20 protein-coding genes are annotated in these 21,000 nt (G+C 50.9%); 5 read left to right on the forward strand and 15 right to left on the reverse strand.

Annotated features, from left to right (window positions below; translation table 11 throughout):
- Window positions 1-25: 25 nt before the first annotated feature.
- Window positions 26-1,042 (reverse strand): hypothetical protein, encoded by a 1,017-nt coding sequence (locus LCH85_19070; GenBank protein MCA0354103.1) that lies wholly within the window; start codon window positions 1,040-1,042, stop codon window positions 26-28.
- Window positions 1,043-1,206: 164 nt separating this feature from the next.
- A complete protein-coding gene (locus tag LCH85_19075) occupies window positions 1,207-1,926 on the reverse strand; it encodes a twin-arginine translocation signal domain-containing protein (GenBank protein MCA0354104.1) in 720 nt (239 codons plus the stop codon).
- 191 nt (window positions 1,927-2,117) lie between these two features.
- Here LCH85_19075 and LCH85_19080 point away from each other — a divergent pair, with 191 nt between their 5' ends.
- Window positions 2,118-3,683: a CHAD domain-containing protein gene (locus LCH85_19080; protein MCA0354105.1), complete on the forward strand. Its 1,566-nt coding sequence runs from the start codon at window positions 2,118-2,120 to the stop codon at window positions 3,681-3,683.
- 57 nt (window positions 3,684-3,740) lie between these two features.
- Here LCH85_19080 and LCH85_19085 read toward each other — a convergent pair whose 3' ends face one another.
- Window positions 3,741-4,547: a glycoside hydrolase family 16 protein gene (locus LCH85_19085; GenBank protein ID MCA0354106.1), complete on the reverse strand. Its 807-nt coding sequence runs from the start codon at window positions 4,545-4,547 to the stop codon at window positions 3,741-3,743.
- Window positions 4,548-4,673: 126 nt separating this feature from the next.
- Here LCH85_19085 and LCH85_19090 point away from each other — a divergent pair, with 126 nt between their 5' ends.
- Complete coding sequence (locus LCH85_19090) at window positions 4,674-5,393, forward strand: esterase (GenBank protein MCA0354107.1); 720 nt, start codon at window positions 4,674-4,676, stop codon at window positions 5,391-5,393.
- Here the strand turns inward: LCH85_19090 and LCH85_19095 are convergent.
- The 10 genes from LCH85_19095 to chrA form a co-directional block, all read right to left on the reverse strand.
- Window positions 5,390-6,586, reverse strand: coding sequence for a glycosyltransferase family 4 protein (locus tag LCH85_19095; GenBank protein MCA0354108.1), 1,197 nt, complete (start codon window positions 6,584-6,586; stop codon window positions 5,390-5,392). The two genes, LCH85_19090 and LCH85_19095, sit on opposite strands and share 4 nt — an antisense overlap.
- Window positions 6,583-8,451: an asparagine synthase (glutamine-hydrolyzing) gene (gene asnB, locus LCH85_19100; protein MCA0354109.1), complete on the reverse strand. Its 1,869-nt coding sequence runs from the start codon at window positions 8,449-8,451 to the stop codon at window positions 6,583-6,585. Before asnB ends, LCH85_19095 begins: the two co-directional genes overlap by 4 nt.
- Before the next feature lie 310 nt (window positions 8,452-8,761).
- Window positions 8,762-9,409, reverse strand: a complete 648-nt coding sequence (locus LCH85_19105) for a CpsD/CapB family tyrosine-protein kinase (protein MCA0354110.1) — start codon at window positions 9,407-9,409, stop codon at window positions 8,762-8,764.
- Between the two features lie 40 nt (window positions 9,410-9,449).
- Window positions 9,450-10,100, reverse strand: coding sequence for a lipopolysaccharide biosynthesis protein (locus tag LCH85_19110; GenBank protein ID MCA0354111.1), 651 nt, complete (start codon window positions 10,098-10,100; stop codon window positions 9,450-9,452).
- Window positions 10,100-10,792: a hypothetical protein gene (locus LCH85_19115; GenBank protein MCA0354112.1), complete on the reverse strand. Its 693-nt coding sequence runs from the start codon at window positions 10,790-10,792 to the stop codon at window positions 10,100-10,102. The genes LCH85_19110 and LCH85_19115 overlap by 1 nt, the downstream gene beginning before the upstream one ends.
- A gap of 251 nt (window positions 10,793-11,043) precedes the next feature.
- Complete coding sequence (locus LCH85_19120; GenBank protein MCA0354113.1) at window positions 11,044-12,129, reverse strand: glycosyltransferase; 1,086 nt, start codon at window positions 12,127-12,129, stop codon at window positions 11,044-11,046.
- 102 nt (window positions 12,130-12,231) lie between these two features.
- Window positions 12,232-13,563 (reverse strand): hypothetical protein, encoded by a 1,332-nt coding sequence (locus tag LCH85_19125; GenBank protein MCA0354114.1) that lies wholly within the window; start codon window positions 13,561-13,563, stop codon window positions 12,232-12,234.
- Between the two features lie 75 nt (window positions 13,564-13,638).
- Window positions 13,639-13,929 (reverse strand): YciI family protein, encoded by a 291-nt coding sequence (locus LCH85_19130; protein MCA0354115.1) that lies wholly within the window; start codon window positions 13,927-13,929, stop codon window positions 13,639-13,641.
- Between the two features lie 70 nt (window positions 13,930-13,999).
- A complete protein-coding gene (locus LCH85_19135) occupies window positions 14,000-14,620 on the reverse strand; it encodes a metallophosphoesterase (GenBank protein MCA0354116.1) in 621 nt (206 codons plus the stop codon).
- Window positions 14,621-14,904: 284 nt separating this feature from the next.
- Window positions 14,905-16,071, reverse strand: a complete 1,167-nt coding sequence (gene chrA, locus LCH85_19140) for a chromate efflux transporter (GenBank protein ID MCA0354117.1) — start codon at window positions 16,069-16,071, stop codon at window positions 14,905-14,907.
- A gap of 200 nt (window positions 16,072-16,271) precedes the next feature.
- On the opposite strand from chrA, the gene LCH85_19145 reads away from it, so the two are divergent.
- The 3 genes from LCH85_19145 to LCH85_19155 all read left to right on the forward strand — a co-directional run bounded on the left by LCH85_19145 (window position 16,272) and on the right by LCH85_19155 (window position 19,514).
- A complete protein-coding gene (locus LCH85_19145) occupies window positions 16,272-17,582 on the forward strand; it encodes a WXG100 family type VII secretion target (protein MCA0354118.1) in 1,311 nt (436 codons plus the stop codon).
- Between the two features lie 125 nt (window positions 17,583-17,707).
- The gene (locus LCH85_19150; protein MCA0354119.1) at window positions 17,708-18,592 is read left to right on the forward strand and encodes a hypothetical protein; all 885 of its coding nucleotides are present in this window, start codon (window positions 17,708-17,710) and stop codon (window positions 18,590-18,592) included.
- 100 nt (window positions 18,593-18,692) lie between these two features.
- Window positions 18,693-19,514: a DUF92 domain-containing protein gene (locus tag LCH85_19155; GenBank protein ID MCA0354120.1), complete on the forward strand. Its 822-nt coding sequence runs from the start codon at window positions 18,693-18,695 to the stop codon at window positions 19,512-19,514.
- Here LCH85_19155 and LCH85_19160 read toward each other — a convergent pair.
- Both LCH85_19160 and LCH85_19165 read right to left on the reverse strand, forming a co-directional pair.
- Window positions 19,511-20,155: a hypothetical protein gene (locus LCH85_19160; GenBank protein ID MCA0354121.1), complete on the reverse strand. Its 645-nt coding sequence runs from the start codon at window positions 20,153-20,155 to the stop codon at window positions 19,511-19,513. The two genes, LCH85_19155 and LCH85_19160, sit on opposite strands and share 4 nt — an antisense overlap.
- Window positions 20,156-20,168: 13 nt before the next feature.
- Entirely contained in the window at window positions 20,169-20,903 is a 735-nt protein-coding gene (locus tag LCH85_19165) for a zinc-binding protein (GenBank protein MCA0354122.1), read from the reverse strand.
- Window positions 20,904-21,000 lie beyond the last annotated feature (97 nt).

Below are 21,000 nucleotides of genomic sequence, written 5' to 3' on the forward strand. Positions count from 1 at the left end.
CCCAACGCGCTCAATATCACAAAACTTATTTGATGACAAAGCTGGTTGTAGCAGTTTGGCCTGTGCTGAAGCTGGCCCGCACATCATTGCGTCGCCCGCTTGATTGACTGCCAACTTTGAACTGAATCGTGGCAATGCCGCTACTATCGGTCAAGCCAATCAGCGATTGGGTTCCGCTGGCCAAATCGATTTCAACGGTGGCAGTTGCTCCGCTCTTAGGCTTGGCACTAATCGTCAGGCGCACGCAGACCGTTTGGGTTGCATTGCTAGCAATTTCGGGATAAACCACCCAAGCCTGTGCGCCTTCAGTGACCGTTGGCGCGTTCATAGTGCAGTTGGCGGTCGTTGGCGGTGAAGTGGTTGGCGGTGTGGTTGGTGGGGTTGTTCCGCGCACCTCTTTGCCGAGCAAGCCCAACAACACCTTAAAATTATTGGGATTATTGGGATGCCACTCGAAGCGAGCACGCTCAAACCATTGGGTTTCGACTAAATCGCCACTGCTGTTACGCTCCATTTTTGGCTCAGTCAAGGGCAACCCAAACAACTGTAACGAACGAGCGTAGGCATCTAATCCATCGATTTTCAAGCCATTTGCTTGCCAATAGCTTTTGAAGCCAATGCCATTGCCTTGATCACAAACATTGTGCCCAGTTTCTTTGAACCACAAACAGCCAGCCTTTGGCCCAGATTCTGCTGAATCAGGTTGGCGGCCCAGTTGAGCCAAGCGATCTTTACCTAATAAGCCCAGCAAAACCTCGTAGGGTGTACCCGTATTTTCTGGATGCAACTCAAAGCGATTGCGTTCCATCCATTGGGTGCGATAAACTTTACCAGTTTCACGATTTTGTTCGCGGTTGACCGTGGTGATTGGGAAGCCAAAAACGGGCAGGCCGCCGTTGGCTTCCCAATAATCGCTAAATGGGTCGCTCAAACAATGCGGGCTTTGATCTTCGGGGAAGCAGACTTCATGAGCTGAGGCTGCTTTGGGCCAAAGGGTTAACCCCAGCAATAACCCTAAAATCAGCATGACACGTTTTGGCATATCAATCACCTTCCTATCGTACAATTGCATGGTAAGCATTTGAAAATGATATAGATTAAGCAAGTTTAGCTGGCCACCGTAACAGCAGCCAGCCTTACTGGAAACCAAGCGCAGGGCAAATCAAAGAGCGCAGTGGCTCAACGATCGCAGGCAACCGTTACATACTAGAAGACTTGAGTGAATGGTGGGACTTTGAGGGCCATGTCTTTGCCAAGCAACATGCGCACAGCATCAGCACCTGGGTAATCGACTGGACCGATGAAGCCTGCGCCGCCTTGCAAGAAAGGCCCAAGCGTTGGCACTGCATCGGAAACGTTGTAGTAGATTGGGGCGGGCAAGGTATTTGGATTTGGCAAATAGCCACCAAGCTCACGGGTGATCGCCAAGTGTTCGGCTTCGGTTGCGGCATGCTGGGCGGTCGTTGCGGCGATACGTGGTTCGCCAAGCTCAGCAAAACGCCGAGTTGCGGCCAGATATGCTCCAGTAAAGGCCGTTTCTGCTGCCATAAAGGTGTTGGTGTTGACCCCAAAATCGCTCAAGAACTTGGCGGGAACATAGAACTTATCGGTCAGTGCTTTACCGCCAAAGCTTTCGACAACCTCAAGGTGATGCAATTCTGAGCTAAGCGCATACTTCAAATACAATAATTCTGCTTCGGATAGCCCGAATGGATTGCCCTTGATCGTGTTGTAATACGAGGTGATTGCCAGACGTTCAGCAGTAGCGGCTAACGACACAATCGTCAGTGGCGTATCTTTGGCATCATGGGCTTGAGCGTTGTAATCGGCTGCTGAAACATCATGCAGACCGAACATTGATGCAAAACTTGCGACCGCAATTCCACCGCCGACACCTTTCAAGAATCCGCGTCGTGACACATTCATACGTTGCCCCCCCTAACAAGAAATATATTCAAACATCAATGATGTGTATGATGTTCTTGTGTAGATATTCGCAACATATCCCATTATGGATGTATCAATCATCTCACCCTTTGGGGTGATATTTTGCTCTATGCTCAAATCAAGCCCCATGCTATACTGACCGCTGGATGATGTTGTCACGGAGATGATCCATGGAACAAGAAGCCAAATACCGCGCAACGCAACCGATTCGCCCCAAACAACTTGAAGCCATTAATATCGCGCCGTTTAACCTTGGCGAGCGGGTAACCGTCGAAATTCGCGATAGCATTTTGGATACCGCCAGCCGCCAACTCGATCAGCAGCGCTATACCCTACGCATCCGTCGGATTGATCAACAATTATGGCTAACCTTGAAACTGCCGGGTAAAGTTAAAGGTGCTGTCCATCAACGCCAAGAATTTGAGCACGAAATTACGCCGAATGTGCGCGATCATCCTGAATTGTGGCCCAGCGAGATTCGCGAGCCGCTGCAGGCAGTAATCGGTGACGAGCCATTATTGCCAATGCTGACCGTGCGCAATCGACGACGGCTCTGGCGGATCGAGCGCGATGGCCAAGAGATTGCCGAATTGGCGCTTGATCGTGGCTCGTTGGTCAGTGGTGAGCGTTCGTTGCCATTCCATGAGATCGAAATTGAACTCAAAGGCGTGGGCACTGCTGCCGATCTAGCGGTGTTGGCTTCGATTTACACCACGCAACTGCCGCTGGAGCCAGAAACTCGCTCCAAGAGCCAGCGCGGAATGCTGCTCTTGAACCATGCCGAGCATCTCGAACAACTCAAACAAGCCGTTGATCGCACCCCGATGGAGTCAACCAACAATTTGGCCGAGGCAGGTCGCTCAATTTTGGCCAAACATGTGCTGAAATTACATAAAGCTTGGCCGATCGCGGTAGTTGGTGATGATTCCGAGGGTGTGCATCAGATGCGCGTGGCAACTCGGCGCTTGCGCACAATTTTGGCAATTTTGGGCGAAACCCTCTACGAACCAGAAATTGTGGCCAAATTGCGGCGGGGTTTGCGCCAATGGGCTAGCGTTTTGGGCGCGGTGCGCGATGCCGATGTGTTTTTGGGTAAACTCGACGATCATCGCGCCGACTTGCCTGAGGAAGAACAAGCAGGCTATACACCCTTGATCGAGTCGATCAGCCAGCAGCGTGATGCAGCACGGGTTGAATTATTGAGCTTTTTGGAAAGCCGCAAAGCCAGCAAATTTGCCCAGCGTTTGACCGATTTTGTGCTGACTGCGGGCGCTGGAGTGCGCGAAGCCGATACCAGCGAGGGCCGAGTCGAGCGTAGTTTGGTGCGCCATTGGGTTGGCAGCACGGTTTGGAGCCACTACGAGCGTATTCGCGCCTACGATGTGATCTTAAATGATGCACCAGTGGAGAGTTTGCACCGCCTGCGAATTGAAATTAAGCATCTGCGCTATACGCTTGAGCTATTTAGTGCAGCTTTGGCCGAAGAACATGAGTCGCTGCTTGAGCAATTAGTCACCGCTCAAGATTATCTGGGCGATTTGCAGGATGCCGAGGTAGCGTTGGCGGTAGTTGAACAAAGTTTAGCCGAAAACCCTGAAAACAGTGCACTCTTGGCCTATCAAGCTGCCAAGCAGCAAGAGCATGATCAGCTTCAGTTGAATGCGCCTAAAGTGCTGCGCTCGTTGTTTGATCTGCCCTTTCGGCGACGTTTGGCCTCGATTCTTTCAAAATTGTAGTCTTTGGGGATCGGTTGTTGGGGGCTGGGGATCAGGTTTTGGCCTGATCCCTGATTGCTAGCTTACTCGCTGATAGCCACGCACATAATCAATTTCGAATTGCTGCGGATACTGAGCGGTGCTTGGTTGGCGCTGCGGCAAATCGTAGATACCCAGCATAAATTGCATTGGATAGTTGGGCGATTGCTGAATTGTGCGCAATTTACGCTTATCAAGATAAATATCGATGTGGCTGGGTGTCCATTCGGCGGCATAAATATGATAATCGCTCACCTTGATCGCCACTTCATCCTCAAAAAACTCGTCAGTTAGCTGCGAATCGCCCCAAGGATGTATTCCATAACCTAATTTCAAGCCCTCAGCGCCAATATTCCAGCCTTTAATCTCCATAATTGCCAGCTCACCGGAATATTCGGGCTGATCTTCAAAGCCAATCATCCACAAGGCGACGACATTATTTGGGCCAATTGTGGCTTTGGCTCGCATTTCAAAATAGCCATACTGCGGAGTATAGGTGCGAACTGAATCTTGCAATTCGCGCACCACACAAGCTCGGTTAAAACGATGTTGCCCATCTGGGCTGCCCAATGCTCCGCTAAATACTCCCGTTTGCACCGAAGAGCAGCGAGTTTGTCCATCGAATTCGGGACACCACGGCGCTTGATCAGCTTGAATTTCGAGCATCAGGCGCTGGTTGGCAAGCTGATAACGGGGAGTTGAGCGTTCACGCGAACTCCATTGCGGCAGATAATAGGGCAGCCACTTGGCTTGATCAAGCTGCTCGTTAGCAAATTCATCCTGAAAATCTAGGCGGTAGCCAGGTTTTTCGAGCGGGTTGGCGGGCATTGCAGCAGTGAAATCCATGGTCAAAAGCCATCCTTAGCCTATAGCATATTTGTGCTATTGTAGCCTGCTTTGGCAATTTTGTTAAGCTGCAAGCGGTGGTTCATGCTATACTCGCAGTGATGGTTCTCAGTGTGAGGAACGCCGATGCATCGTTCATATCATCGTTGGCATAGTTCAGCGCTTGGCCGCGACATGGAGTTGTTGTTATTTGGACACCATGGCGCACCAGTTTTGGTCTTCCCCACCTCAATGGGGCGTTTTTTCGAGTTTGAAGATCGCAATATGACTGGCATTTTGGCCGAGCACCTTGAGCGTGGTTGGCTACAACTAATTTGCGTCGATAGCGTTGATGCCGAAAGTTGGTATTGCAAATGGGCGCATCCCAGCGGACGAATTGGCCGCCATCTGCAATATGAACAATATTTAATTGGCGAAGTTGTGCCTTGGCTACGCAATTTCAACCAAAATCAATTTTTGATGAGCCTTGGCTGTTCGTTCGGAGCGTTTCATGCGGTTAATATTGCCTTGCGCCACCCCCAACTGTTTCGGCGTTGTTTGGGCTTGAGTGGTCGCTACAACATGCGCTCATTTATGGATGGCTACAGCGATGAGCAGGTTTATTTCAATACACCGACCGAGTACACTGCCAATTTACACGATGCGGCACAACTCGCCCATTTGCGCCAACTCGATATTATTTTGGCGATTGGCCGCGACGACCCCAGCTACCAGAGCAACGAAGTGCTCTCTAGCAATTTATGGAATCATGGCGTAGGCAATGCGCTGCGGGTTTGGGATGGCTGGGCTCACGATTGGCCATATTGGGAGCAAATGCTGCCCAAATATATTCAAGGCCACGATTAAGTTGAGGCTTGGCTCTGAATTGATTCGGGCACAGTCAACCCATGGGCTTGTAATTGCTTGGCATAGGTCAACAGCACTCGATCAAATACCCGTTGTTGATCAAACTCGCGCTGAGCAACCCGCCGGGTTAGCCGCGCAAAGGCCTCACGTAACACCCGATCGTCGATCATGCGGCCAAGGCTATGCGCTAAGGCCGCTGCATCGCGCACTGGCACCAACATGCCGTTAAGGCTATGGATAACCGTTTCGCGGCAACCGCGTATATCGCTGGCAACCACTGGCACACCCATTGCGGTCGCTTCCATTGGCGCACGCGGAAAGCCCTCGCGATACGAAGGATGGGCCAAAACATCCATCAACCGATATAGCACTGGCATATCGCGGCGCAGGCCTGCAAAATGGGTGCGCTCAGCAATACCATAGTTGGCGGCGGTTGCGGCGGTCAGGCCATCGGCTTTATGTGGTTCTTCGGGGCCAACCACCAGCAAATGTAAATTGGGGCGGGTTGCCATCAGTTGTTGGCAAGCCTGAAACAACTCGTGATAGCCCTTTTCGGCAACCAAACGTCCAACTGCTCCAATCACTTGGGCCTCAGCGGGAATACCCAGTTCTTGGCGGGCGGCTTGCATTTCGGCTTGGCTCACGGCCCGCCGATCAAACATTTGTAAATTGATACCATTGCCCAAAAAGCTAATTTGCTCTGGCCGCGCAATCTTGAGTGCGAGGGCTGCATTCAGATCTTCGCGGTTTTGCGAAAGAATCGCATGTGAACAACGAGCAGCAATTTTCTCCATGGCAATGTAGAAGCGCCGCTGATTGGGGCTCGAATGCTCATGAAAATAAAATCCATGAATGGTGTTGATAATAATTGGCACGCCAGCAATTCGCGCCGCTAGCTGACCAAGCAAACCAGGTTTAGGATTATGGGTATGCACAATCGTTGGTTTGAGTTCACGAAATAAGCGCACGAGCTGGGTTAACGCCAACAAATCGCGGTTTGGGGTAACTGCGCGGGGCATTTTAATCACATCGACCGGAATTCCAGCGGCCTCAACCTCGGCGCGATAAGGGCCATCGCTGGCAACTCCGCGCACCTGATAGCCTGCATGTTGAATTGCCTGCATCTGTTCAAGCAGTAAAAAGCGCAAGCCCATATCGGCAGTTGCAATATGCAGCACTAAAGGTTGATTCATAGCCGTTCCTCGCGATCAAGATAGATCCGTTGCCAAAGTTCGATGTTCAGTAGTAACCATAATACGGTATCTGCGGTTTCTTTGCCATCGCGATGGGCTTGATAGATGCGTTGGACTTCGTGCGGATTGAACAAACCACGGCTGAGCGTGCGTTGATCAAACAAAATTTCGGCTGTCCAGTTGCTCAATGCTCCACGAAACCATGGATCAGTTGGTACTGCAAAGCCATGTTTAGGCTTGCGCAAAGTTCGTTCCGGCAACATTTCGCCAAAAGCTTGGCGTAGCAACCACTTGGTTTTTGTGCCACGCAGTTTAAGTGTTGGCGGCAAATTCATCGTCCATTCAACCAAGGTATGGTCAAGAAATGGCACCCGCGCCTCGATACTGGCAGCCATCGAGGCCTTATCGACTTTTTCCAAATAGGTATCGGGTAGCCAGGTTTGCAAATCGGCCAAGCCCATATTGGTCAAGGCTGCGCCGCTGCGCGGATACACCTGATCATAGATTTGCTCAGGCGCATACTCGGCTAACGCGCTACTGATCTGTGGTTGCAGCAAACGTTGGCGCTGTTGCAAATCGGCAATCGTCAGCCATGCAGCGTAGCGCCGCCCTGGATCACGCTGATCTAAGGTGCGAATTGCCTGCTTTAGGCGACGATTACGGGGCAACTGGCGAATCAGCGCAGCAATTGCGTTACGCCCAGGCAAATACTGCGCCATCCGAGCGATCAATTCGGCTTGATAACGCCGATAACCGGCCCATTGTTCATCGCTGCCTTCGCCCGTCAGCACCACTTTGACATGTTCGCGGGCAAAGCGTGAAACAAGGTATACCGGTAAGCCTGCGGCATCGCCAAATGGCTCATCGTAGTGATAAACCAAGGCTTGCAAAGCGCCGACTAAATCGTTGGCATTCAAGCGCAGTTCATGATGCTTGGTGCCAAAATGTTGGGCTACGAGCGCCGCATCGGGCAATTCATTGAAGCCTGCATGCTCAAAACCCACGCTAAATGTGTTGATTGGGGCTGCTCCCAAGCGCTGCATCAAGCCCACGATAATGCTTGAATCAAGCCCGCCACTAAGAAACGCACCCAGCGGCACATCGCTAATCAGTTGCAAGCGCACGGCTTCGCGCAAACGACTATAGCATTCGGCGGCGGCTTCGGCGGGCGTAATCGCGATTGGATTGGGCTGCAATTGCCAATAGCGTTGCTGCTGCATATCACGGCTGGCAACATCCCATGTCAAAATATGGGCTGGCTCAACTTTATAAATAGCTTGGAACATAGTTTGCGGTGCGAGGCTATGGCCAAAACTCAGATAATTGGCCAAGCCTTGCAGATTGATTTGGCGTGGCACTGCTGGATGAGCCAAAATTGCCTTGATTTCCGAGCCAAATACTAAGCGTTGGGCATCGGCATACCAATAGAGCGGCTTGATGCCCAGTCGATCGCGTACCAAGGTCAGGCGTTGGGCTTGGTGCTGCCAAATTGCCAAGGCAAACATGCCATTCAAGCGTTGCACACAGCCCAAAATACCCCATTGCTCAATCCCCCGCACAATCACTTCGGTATCGCTATTGGTGGCGAAATGTTGGCCGAGTTGCTGCAATTGCTGGCGCAAAGCCTGAAAATTATAAATTTCGCCGTTGAACACCAATGCTAAATCGCCATCACGACTAAACATCGGCTGATCGCCACTGGTTAGGTCGATAATTGCCAAGCGCCGCATGCCCAACGCCACTTGATCAACGCAAAAAAAGCCCGCACTATCCGGCCCACGATGGCGAATCGCCTCGGTTTGCTGCTCAAGAATGGCGGTTTGCGCCGTGCCATGCCATTCGAGATGGCCCGTAATGCCACACATACAACGCTCCAAATGAGAGTAATAGTGATTGAACAATGCTGGAGCAAAAATTAATGAAACCCTTCTCAAATCGACAAATCAGGTTTATACATTCCCGCCAACTTCGAAGGTTGGATTCATCACAACCATGATGACAATCCAGCAGACAAGTATTAGGGGATGCAGGGGGATGAAAACCCCCTGCGTTTCCCGCCTTGAGGCGGGACGGAAGGGTGGTGAAGCAGTGCTGCTGGATAAAATAAGTAAGAATGTATAAACCCTTCTCATCAATTAGAGAAGGGTCTAGTTGCTACTTAGCTGATTATACGGCTTAATAGCGGGCGTAGCGTTCGCGTTCAAGTTTGGCGTTGGTCAAAATCACCCCCACAATATGGGCGTTGACTCGTTGCAACAAAGCCACGGCCTCGCGAGCACTGTCGCGGCGAGTTTTGCCAGCCTTGGTCACCAGCACCACACCATCAACTTTGGTTGCCAACAAGGCTGCATCGCTGGCCGCTAAAACGGGCGGCGCATCGATCAACACAATATCGGCTTGCTGTTTCAGGTCGCGCAACACGCTATCCAAGCGCTTGGAGCTGAGCAAATCGGCTGGGCTGGGCGGCGTTTCGCCAGCAGGCAAAATCTGTAGGCCATCGATCTCGGTTTTGAGAACTGGCAAATCGCTGTTTTGGTTCATGGCGTGGCTCAGGCCACGCTCATTGCTCACCCCAAATAGGCTATGTAAGCTTGGGCGGCGCAAATCGCAATCAAGCACAATCACCCGTTGCTCGGCTTGGGCAAAGGTTACCGCCAAATTGGCGAGAGCGCTGCTTTTATCTTCATCGGGTACGCTGCTGGTCACCAAAATCGTGTGCAATTTGCGCTCAATCGACGAAAATTGAATATTGGTGCGCAAGGTGCGATAGGCTTCGGCGGCGGCGGCCCGTGGATCGCGCAACGTGATTAAATCTAATGCCACAATAACTACCTCTATCTAATTGGTTGGCTCAGGCCGACGCTTAGTATTCGGGAATGCTGCCCAAGGTTGGTAGGCCAGTCCAGCGTTCAATATCGTTGTTGGATTTAATCCGATCGTCAAAATATTCTAGGGCAAAGGCCACCAAAATACCGATAATTCCGCCTAAAATACCGCCCGCCAACACATTGATTTTGGTTTTGGGCGAGGCTAACTCAATATATTTGGCTGGCTGCTGCACCCGAATATTAATTGCATCGGTACTCAAACGCAGCGCATTCAAGCCAGCAACTTCGCTTTTGAGCGTTTCGCCCAAGGCATCGGCCAATTCAACCGCTTTTTTAGCATCGGGATAATCAACGTTGATCGTCAGCAGCAATTGATCGGGCTGCGGCTGAATCGCAATATATTTGCGCAAATAATCAGGCGTGCGATCAAGCTGTAATTGGTTGCTAATTTCTTGCAAACGGGCATCGGTCAATTGGCCAGGCCAGTTGCCCATGACACTGGGCAATTGCATGGTCAAGCCTTGATCGTAGCGACTGGTGATCACGTTATAGGTGGTTTGGGCGCGATACAAGGGCGTTTGCAATTTGCTGAATCCATAAGCAGCAGCTGCGCTGGCAAAACCAATCAGCACAATTACCCACCAGCGCCGTAGCAACATCGCCAGATAATCTTGAGGTCGAAGCATTACGACTCCTTTGGAATAGCTACGAGCACTGGCACATTTAGCTGAGCCAAATCGCTCTGTTCACGCACGGTGCGATCAAGATAGTGGCGCAAGAAGGCCAAGCCCAGCCCCGCCACTAAAGCCAACACCAAGCGCAAAGCCAAACGAGTGATTGGCTGTGGCCAACGACTTAATGCACTAGCAGTGGTTGGTAGTTCGAGCGTTTCGACCGCCAGCGTGCCCCATTGAGCGCGATCCCACCATTGCAGGCCTTGCTCATCGAGCACCGCAATGCTGCCAGCGGCAATCGCCGTCGCCTGATCAGCAGTATCAGCATCGACAATAATTGTCGCGATGCGATGCTCCTGCTCAACTGCGGTAATCATGCCTTTGACTGCGCCAGCATCAAGCTGAATATTGCGATTGCTGGTGATCCAGGTGCTAACGGCTTGGGCAAAGGCTTCGGTGCGCACAACACTCGGCAAATCATCAACAATAAATTGGGTGCTTTGCCATGAATTGTAAATATTCATATCGGGCAATACTTCGTTGCCGCCGACTGGAGCGTGGGTGATGGCAAATTTGGCATTGACCCGATAGCGCTGTGGATCAGGCTGAAAGCTGATCAGCGAAACCAACAGCACCAGCAGCGGCACACCCAGCACCAGCCACCACGAGCGTTGAATAATCGCAATATATCGCCGTAATTCCATATATCTATCCTTATTTTGATCCACGAAGGACACAAAGGGCACGAAGGGCTGAAACCGCGAAGAACACGAAGAGCACGAAGAATGTGAATATCCAGCTTCCCGACCCCCGATCCCCAGCCCCTGACCCCTAATGACTATGTTCTCTGCTCTAAACTTTCATCCCTCATAATTCATCCTTCATCCTTCCCCAGCCCCTAACCCCTAATGACTATGTTCTCTGCTCTAAACTTTCATCCCTCATAATTCATCCTTCATCCTTCGTGTAATACCGCTTCGACTTCGGCCCGAATCCGTGCCTCGAAGGAAGGACGGGCAAATTGCTCGGCATGAGCGCGAATCGCCGTTGGCTCGTAGTGATCGTTTTGGCTAGCAAGGATGGCTGCCGCCAGATCTTCGACAGTTTGTTGGCTGAAAAAACGCCCTGTTTGGCCTTCGATCACGCTATCGAGTGCGCCGCCTGCTTGGTAGGCGATCACGGGGCGGCCTGCGCCCATGGCTTCGAGCGGCTGAATGCCTGCATCTTCTTCGCCTGGCATGAGGTAGGCGCGACAACGGGCATATAAACTGCGCAAGGTCGCATCATCAACTTTGCCGACGAAGCGCACGCTTGGCCCCGCCACTTTTTCAAGCTCGGCGCGATCGCGGCCATCGCCAAAAATCACCAAGGGCAAACCAAGTTTGGTACACGCTTTGATCGCCAAATCAAGTCGTTTGTAGGGCACAAGCCGTCCGCCCGCCAGATAAAAATCTTCGGCTGGTTGCGGCTCAAATGGTTGCAATTCAACAGGCGGCGTGATGATTGTTGAAGGGCGCTTGTAGAAATGGCCAATCCGATCAGCAACCGTGCGCGAGTTGGCAATAAAGCGATCGACGCGGCTTGACGATTGGACATCCCACATGCGCAGGTAGGTCAAAAAGAAGGGCAGAATCGCCCCAAAGATCCCGCTAATCTGCTCGCGTTTGACATAATCGTCGGTACGCCAAGCAAAGCGCATTGGGGTATGGCAATAGCACAAATGGCGAGCGCCAGGCTTGGTAATTACGCCCTTGGCATAAGCGCTTGATGAGCTGATAACCAAATCGTAGGCGCTCAGATCGAAATGCTCGAAGGCACTAGGATAGAGCAAAAAATATTTACGAAAATGCTTGCGCCAACCTGGTAGCTTTTGCATAAACGAGGTTCGAATATCCCAACTACGATAGTGGCTGGGCATGGCTTCGGCATCGTAAATTGATGTATAAATTGGCGCTTGCGGAAACATGGCGTGCAACACTTCGAGCACCCGTTCCGCGCCACCATATTGATTCAAATAATCATGAACTAAAGCTATTTGCATGAAACCTACTCAAACAAAAAGCCCATGGTTGGGCTATCCTGTGGGGTCATTATAGCGCACAACCAGGGCTGCAATGCTGAAAATTAGGTCACAATTATGTAACTATGTTGTTGCAAAGGCTCGTTTCATCAGCCGCCGTGCTCGATGCAACACGCCTGTCAGAAAGGCTCCGCGTTCGCTGCCAAAGCGTTCGGCATATTCACGCGCCGCTTGCACGGGCTGAATCTCCACGCCCTGACCACGTAGCATATGCAAATAATCGGTGATCAACAAATACAAATCGCCGATTGTATGCCTTGGAAACATCTCACCAATATGTTGCTGGGCGATCGCTTGGGTTACTGGGCGATACACCGTATCGTACCAACTTTGTACAGCTTCCTCGAACGTGACTTCGCGATCAAGATCCTTGCCCATAAAATATTGATGATCGATCACATGTAATTTGATCCGAGCATAATCGTTATCGTTGCTGAGTGGCACACGCACATCTTGGCGCAGCACATTGAGTTTGCTCCACTGAATAAACTCTAGTTCGGCATTGCTGGGCGGATCGGGCAGCTTAACCCGATTTTTGCGCTCACCAAAATGGCGGGTATAGTCGATCGCAGCAGTTTTCGGGCCTGGATCAATCCCCTCAGTCTGGGTCAGATAATGACGATGATCCATAATCCACAGATACAAGTCGGTGGCGGTGCGCTCAGGGAAGGCCGCCAAAATCCCAGTATCATAAATTTCGTCGATTAATGGCTTATAAATATTATCGTACCAACTCAAAATCGCCTCTTCGCTGGTTGGCTCCTCGCCAAGCTCCAACGATTTGAAATAGCGATGGCCGTTGATATGCCGAATCAGATCCAAATAGCCGCCAGGCGTGGTTAGCTCGATAAATTGGGCTTCAGGCCGCAACTGCGCCAAATTAGTCCATTCCAAAAAATCTGAGCGTTCTTCCAATTGATTTAATTCATCTTGGGTCATGGTTGGCTTGATCGGCACATCGCTGAGCAATTCGATCACATGGGCATCGATAAAATCTTGGCCCTGTTGGCGAGCGACTGACACTCGATGATTGCCATCGCGCACAAAATAGACCTCGCCAATTTGATACAGCTCGATTGGCGGGAGCATCACATCGTTATAATGTGCCCGATCAACATTTTTCCAACGGGCTTTGGTTACCTCGTGACGCGGCAAAAATTGGCGGTCGAAATCGCTATAACGGCCTTCGCTGCCAATAATCGATTGCAACGGCACAATTTGCATGCCTCGATCGGTTTGGCTGCGAATATTGAGGCGAGCACGAACCTCTTCAAATGGTAAGAGCGTTTGTGGTTCGTCGCGCAAACGCGCTTTTATTGCATTCAAAAACGCGCTAAATCGCGCCTTTTGAAAATCACTATCAACTTGCTGATCGATCCATTGATTGTAGCCCATCTTAAGTTCCTCCTTGGTGTCGGCGAGCTTGGCCGAATTGAACACCAAATGTGTGTTTGCCTGATTGATTTGTTACTACGATGGAACAATCTGCTGGGGCTGGCCCTCGGTAATTCGCCATTCGCGAATCTCGTAGGAATCCAAGCCACGCGCTACTAATGGGTCACCTTCGACAAGATCTCTTGCAGTAGCCAATGAATCGGCCTGCAACAAGACAAAGCCACCCCGACGATCAGTGGCGGGGCCAGAGAGCAACAAGTGGCCAGCGGCTTTAAGCTGGGCCAAGTATGCTAAATGATCGGGCAAATGTGGTTCATAGATTGCCCGATCGACGATAATGGTTAGCGTGACCAAATACGTTAGCATTGCTGACTCCCAAAGCAAAAACGCCCCCGTGGGGAGCGTCGCTGCATACTGTTCAACTTTGAGATCATGGTTAACTGGCTTGGGCCTTGCTCAAGGCCGGCATTGGCTCAAGATCGAGCAAGCGATAGCCATGGGTATTTACAATCAGTGTATCACCATATTGCAAAGGCCGTTGGTCGCCATAACCATAATTTAAATGCACATGGCCATGGATAACATAGCGTGGTGCAATCCGATCAATAAAGCGCCGTAGCGCTTGTGGCCCGCGATGTGCGCCAATGCCATCGTGCAAGCCTGCTGGTGGCGTATGGGTAATTAACACATCAAGCCGCTGACGGTAGCGCATTTGGGCAAAAAAGACCCGTGCGCTCAGCATGGTCATGCGCCATGCCCACTCAGCTTCGCTATATTGATGTTCACCTGGCCGATAGCGTAACACGCCGCCAGCCCCGGCAATTAATAGCCCGCCCACCGCTTCAACTCGCAAATCGAGGTTATCGCAGCCCTGGGGTTTGACTGAAACTCTGCCGTCTTCATGTTGCTCAGGCGCATCATGATTGCCGTTAACGTAAAAGCAAGGTACATTGAGCATCGAAACCAGATACTCAAGGTAACTCGGTGGTAAATCACCACAGCCGACGATCGCATCGATCGACCCTACACGTTGGCGCAGCGCCGATGTTTGCAACATGCTAACTACTTCGTCACTAACCGACAGGAGCCTCATCGCACCCTCCAGAACATCCACGATTCTACACTCGTTGCAGCGTTGCATTTCTAAGCAGTATAGCACAGGTGACCAAAGGATGAAGGATGAGGGATGAGGGATGAATATTAGAACATAGAGCAAAGAACATAGAACATAGGGTTCAGGGGCTGGGGATCGGGGGTCAGGAAGTTGGACACTCCCATCCTTCGCATTCTTCGTGTCCTTCGCGGTTTCAACCCTTCGTGTTCTTCGTGGATCAATCAAACTTAAATCAGCAGTGATAACAGCCCAAGCACTCCCGAACCAAGCACTACCGCCGCCGTGACCCACTTGGCCTTCCAACGATAGAGCACCCACAAGCTAAGCGCGGCAATTGCCAAGGCCAGCAATGCAGGAGCCACTTCACGCGGCCAAGCAGCAAAAATCAATTGGCTGGTGGTAACAGTAATTAAGCCAACCACTGCCGCTGTAATTGCATCAAGAAAGGCGTGAGTAGCAGCGTTAGCGATAATCCGTTCGAGCCAGTGGTGACCAACAATTGTAAATAAAAATGCTGGCAAAAATGTGCCTGCGGTCAAGGCCAACGCTCCAGCAAAGCCCCCACCAAGATACCCCACAAACGTCGAGAAAATAATTAGCGGCGCTGGCAAAATACCCGATAACGCTAATCCATCAATAAATTGCTCGTTGGTCATCCAGCCGCCGACGGTTACCGCATCGTGCTGTAAAAATGGGATGGCCGTGTAGGCTCCGCCAAAGGTTAGCAAACCGGTGCGCAAGCCATAGCCAAATAAACTTAGCACACTCGGCGCAGCCAAAATAGCCAGCGCCAACAACGGCAACCACGAGCCATGCAAACTGGTTTGGGCTAATTTAGGCCGTTGCAATAACCAATAAAATATTCCAGCTAGCAGCAAAATCGCGATAAAATGTACGCCCAGGATTGTGGCAAGCCCCGCGCCAAGCGCAATTGCCCAAAGCCAGCGATTGGTCAAAGCATGCTCGCCAATCCGATGTACTGCCCGAATAATTAAGGCCGCCACGGCTGGCTTGAAGCCAAATAAGATCGCCCCAATGCCAGCAGCAGTGATACCATAGGCCACATAAGCCCACGAAAGCAACAGCATCAGCACAAAGCCAGGCAACATAAACCCTAAACCCGCCAATACTGCGCCGATTCGACCACGCGCAATCATACCAAAATAAACGCATAGTTCATGGGCTTCTGGCCCAGGCAAGGCTTGGTAAACTGCCAGCACCCGATTAAAATGTTCGCGCTCGATCCAACGCTCTTCCTCAACCAACTCTTGGCGAATCATGGCAATTTGGGCGACCGGCCCGCCCCAAGCCAAAAAACCAAAGCGCAAAAAGCGCAGAAATAGCCGTAGATACGATTCCTGTGGTGGGCCAGCAGCCACTGGTACATCAGCCATATGGTTTATCCTTAATAACCAGCGAATCGCTTGCATTGTATATTAAAGTAGTACTTTACATAGCTTATAGTACTATGCTATAGTCAGCTTGAGACTAGGTAACCTCTTTGCACTAACCTCTCTTCATAACACCCACAAATAGGTTTTTACCTACCCCAACACCTAAATCACTACTCGTCAAATCTCTGGAGGCAGTGTGTATGGGTAACGAAATCGTCCAAATCGATTATCAGGAGGCCAACCAGTTAGCTCAACGATTCTCAAAGCAACAAGCCCAAGTACAGGCAATTTTACAAAGCCTCAGACAAACGATTCAGTCGCTTGAGAACGGCGGCTGGATGGGCGATGCAGCAACTGCATGTTTCAAAGAATTTCATTCCGAGGTAGTCCCTGCCTATACCCGACTCTGTAACGTCCTTGGTGAAGGCCAAAGTACCCTGCAAGGTATTGCAACACTCTTTCGTCAGGCCGAAGAAGAAGCTGCTACCCTCTTCCGAGGCGAGTTTGCCGCCGCCGCTGGAGGTGAAAGTGGTATCGCCCAAGCCGTCGGTGGGAGTGGTGGCAACATTCAAGCCGACAGTAGTGGTATATATCAAACAGTGCAGGCATTTGCCACCAATTTAAGTGGTAGCGGTGGTGGACAAGGCCAACCAAGTGAGCTAGAAACCCTGATCCGTTCGCTCAAAGATCAATGCGTAGACCCCAATGTTATTTTAGATGCAATTGCTAAGGCAACCCCGGCAGAACGTCAAGCAATTTTAAATGATCCTCAATTAATGGAATATATTCGCATCAGCGAAGGTACAGCCGCCGATGTTCTTACCGCGGCATTGCTCGAAGGCTCGCTCCACTGGCCAAGCCCTTCGGGACCATCACTTGATAATGGATTAATCAATCGAACCAGTGATTTTGCACTGTGGATGCGAGGCGAAGCAGGGCCACCCAATCCCTCAACCGGCACCATGAATTGCTGGGAAGCAACCATGTATGCAGCCTATTTGAGTGGCGAAATCAGCGAGAGTCAATTACGCGAAATTCATCAAAATGCTGCTACGATATTTAATAAAGCCCTAGCCAGCTTCTCAGACAAATATGGAATAACCCTTACTGAAGCAAATATCCCACATCTTTACGATTTATTAACCCAAAAACAAAAGGCTGATTTGGAACTAGCCTATTCAGCCTATTATCAGCCGATTCAATCGGCCCTAGGAGCTGATAATCGCACCGAATGGCAAGCAGGCGATCAGCCTGTCGCTGGCAGTATCGTCTTTTTTGAAAGTTCAGATAGTCCTTTATCACACGTTGCAATCGCGACAGGTCGAATCACGCCTGATGGCAAAACCGAGGTTATGAGCCTATGGACACTGCCAAGGAATTCCAGTGGTCAGCCTGTTTCATCAATGCAACGAACCACGATTGAGGATTTAGAAGCAGCGATGATCGATGCAAACATGGCTCCTAGCCGAATTAGCACCGCACCCAATCCAGGTGATCGGCCAAATGATTAGTTTAGGATAGTGTTGTGATTCCCTTGCCATATCGATTACGAATAATTCTGTGGCTGGCTGGTTTATTGCTAAGCAGTTGCACTGCGGCGATTCCCACCACGCCACAATCACAAGAGGGTTCTGCGATGCCTACGATCGAAACTTCTCAAGCTACCAGCATCCTTGGCTTTATTCCATGGGGCGAGGCCGGATTAAAGCCGATCGATATTCAAACGTCATTGCCCAATCAACCCCTTGGCCGGATGACTCCTGAAATTGTGTTAGATAGCCAACAACAGCCATGGTTTTGGCTCGATGGGCGAATCATCAACGTCGCTGATCAACGCTATTGGGAGATTAACCAAAGCATCAAGGCCAATGCAACTGCGGTTATGCCAACTATGCAAGGCTTCGTTGTGGCCGTTGCTAGCCCGCGCACGGTCGGCATCCAATTGCTCGATTTGAGTGGCAACGTGCTATGGCAGCATGATCGCCCATTTGAATTGGATGATGAACTTGATCAACGTCAGCTGCTATTGCAAGATGCTGGGCAGGTCTGGCTCTATGCTGGCAACCGTGCAGGCTGGCAGCTTTGGGAAATTAATCTCCAAACAGGCGAACTTAGTCCACAATTTGCCCAAAATATGCCTGCTCCAAGCCAAATTTGGCTCTACAATGGGGTTGTTATGTGGTGGACTTACCAAGCAAGCAGCCAAACCCGCCAATGGCATCGGCATAACCTTGCTACCCAAGCCACCAGCGCGATCGAGCAATCGCCGTTAAATCGTTGGTTTGCCAATATTAAATCGGCCACGCCAACAGGGGGAGCTTTGCTCGTTACCACCAATGAGATTATTTGGATGGATGCTGATGGTCAAGAACAAAACCGCTTCGCTAGCCATGACCTTTTGCCCCCTAGTTGGCAGTCAGCAAACTATTCGCTAATTCCAAGTCGGGCAGTTGTAAACTCCCAAGGAGCGATGCTGTGGCTCGGCTTTGACCAACAAGGTGTCTATTTGCTTCAATCATAGTAATTCCTATTGCTCTACGCCCTCCCCTCGCTCACTGTAATGGGCGAGGGTTTTTTTGGTGTATGATGCCGCTGGTTGGTTTGGTGTGAGGTATAGTGGCATGCTCCTACGCTTGTTAGCAGGATTTGGCTTGAGTTTGCTGGTGGGCGGGCTGGGCTACTGGCGACGCTCATTAAGCCTGAGTGGTTGGCTGGGCGCGGTTTTGATCGGCACGTTGACGGTGGGCTGTGGCAGTTGGGCTTGGGGCTGGCTGATTATTTTGTTCTTCGCTAGCTCAAGTTTGCTTTCCAAAGTAGGAAAGCGTCGCAAAGCCGCCGTGGCGCTCGATAAATTCAGCAAAGATGATCGCCGCGATTTGTGGCAGGCAATGGCCAATGGTGGTATTCCGTTGATAACGGCCTTGGGCTATGCTTGGCAACCGCATTTCGCCTGGTGGGCTTTGGCACTCGGCGCCACCGCCACCGCCACCGCCGATACTTGGGCTACCGAAATCGGCACCCTGAGCAAAGGTCGCCCGTTTATGCTAACAACCTTTAAGCAAGTTGAACGCGGGCGCTCAGGGGCGATTTCGGGCTTGGGTATGGCCGCCACCAGCCTTGGAGCCTTGCTGATTGGCCTAAGTGCTTGGGGCTTGACTGGTTTAGGGCTTGGTAATGGCCAAGAACCACAGTTGTGGTTTGTGGTTGCCGCCACAATTGGCGGGATTGCTGGCTCATTGGCCGATAGCTTGCTTGGCGCGACGGTGCAGCAAATGCGTTGGTGTGAGCACTGCGCCAGCGAAACCGAGCGTGCAATCCATAAATGTGGCAACCAAACCCGCCATTATCGCGGCCTAGCTTGGCTCAACAACGATTGGGTTAATTTGATCAGCACTGGGGCGGGAGCTTTGGTTGCATTATTAATCGCGGTTTTAGCCAATTAAAAATAATTACTGGTGAACCATGGCGAATACTTGATATGGCGAAATTCACGGCTCGGATAAATTACCATCGGATCGTCGGCATCGATTTGTACTGGAATTGTGTTACCAATCGCAATGCGGGCGAACTGCAACTCTTCGACCATCCACGCGCTTTGGGCTTGATAACTTGAGCCATCGTGGCGTTGTACGTCGAGGGTCAAAATCACTTCAACATCACGGCGAAAACTATTGCTGGAAATATGCCGACCCTTTTCAGTATCAAGAACTTTCGCCGTGGTAGCGATCGAGCGAGCAAACTGGGCTTGATTTTGGGCATCAACGGCTGCTTTTGGTTGTTTAGGTTGCTTGAGTTGTTGCCCACCGAGCGTCGTTTGTTTCGGCTTAACCAACAATAACGGTAGATAAAACAACGGGGTGTAGATCAACGCTCCACTTGCCAACAATAAGAATGGGTTAATCAGGCTTTGCGTGCCATTTTTCTCACAATAAAATTTACTTTTACGGGTGATCGATGCTGGTGGAATGATTGTACCGCCGTTGCAAACCAAGGGAGTGGTTAATTTAGCGGCACTTGGCAAAAAGGTAAAAAAGCCCGTCGTTGAAAGCATAAAGGCCAAAAAAGCTGCAACTAGTAAGCGCATAATTCCCCTAAACCTATTCTAAGGTACGCATTGCTGCCAAAACACCGCGAATGCCAATTTGTTCTTCAAGCTTGAGGCATTGCTCCAAACCTTTGCGATAAGGGTGTTCAGCGTTGCGTAATCTTTCAGCGGCCTTGGTTGCGCCCAAAAACAGCAAATGTTGGTAGGCAACCCACTCGGCAAAGCCCTCGACCCAATCGTAATCAGTTAATAATGGGCAATGTTCGCCCTGCCAAACATGGGCAAATTCGTGGGCCACTACCAAGCGAAAACGCCAACGTGGCAAGCCATACAAGGCATAAACCACCCGCATCCGGCCTTGGCGCAAATAGAGTCCAAGCATCTGTTGGCCTTCGGTGGCAATCGCGCCTTGGCGGGCTAAATCTTGAATCGTGGGCTGATCGACGAGCCGAAAGCTTGCCCCAACTTGGACTTGCAAGCCAGGGTGTTGGGCAAGCGAAGCGACGGTCGATGCATATAAAGCCTGAGCTTCCTGCGGATCATAAATTGCGCTGCGATGGCAACCGCCACATTGCACCCGCCCATCGTGCAGCGTCCAGCCATCGTCGCCAACTGGCGCAGCGCAGCTAGAACAGCGCGGGCGTTGCTCGATACAGGTTTCGCAATAGCGCTCTGGGCGGTCGGGTAAAAAATAATATGCGCCCAACAAGCGTTGACCACACAAGGCACATTGGCTTTTATCAAGTAATTGTTGGCTGCGAATTGGCGGAATCAAACGGCTTGTCATCGATTTTCAACTCTCATCTAGATTGCCCCGATAGATCGGCTTAGTATCTGCTACAATTATCCCACGTTGTTGAGCCTGTAACTTAGACGCACAAAGC

The organism is Chloroflexota bacterium (assembly GCA_020161265.1).
Lineage (GTDB): Bacteria > Chloroflexota > Chloroflexia > Chloroflexales > Herpetosiphonaceae > Herpetosiphon.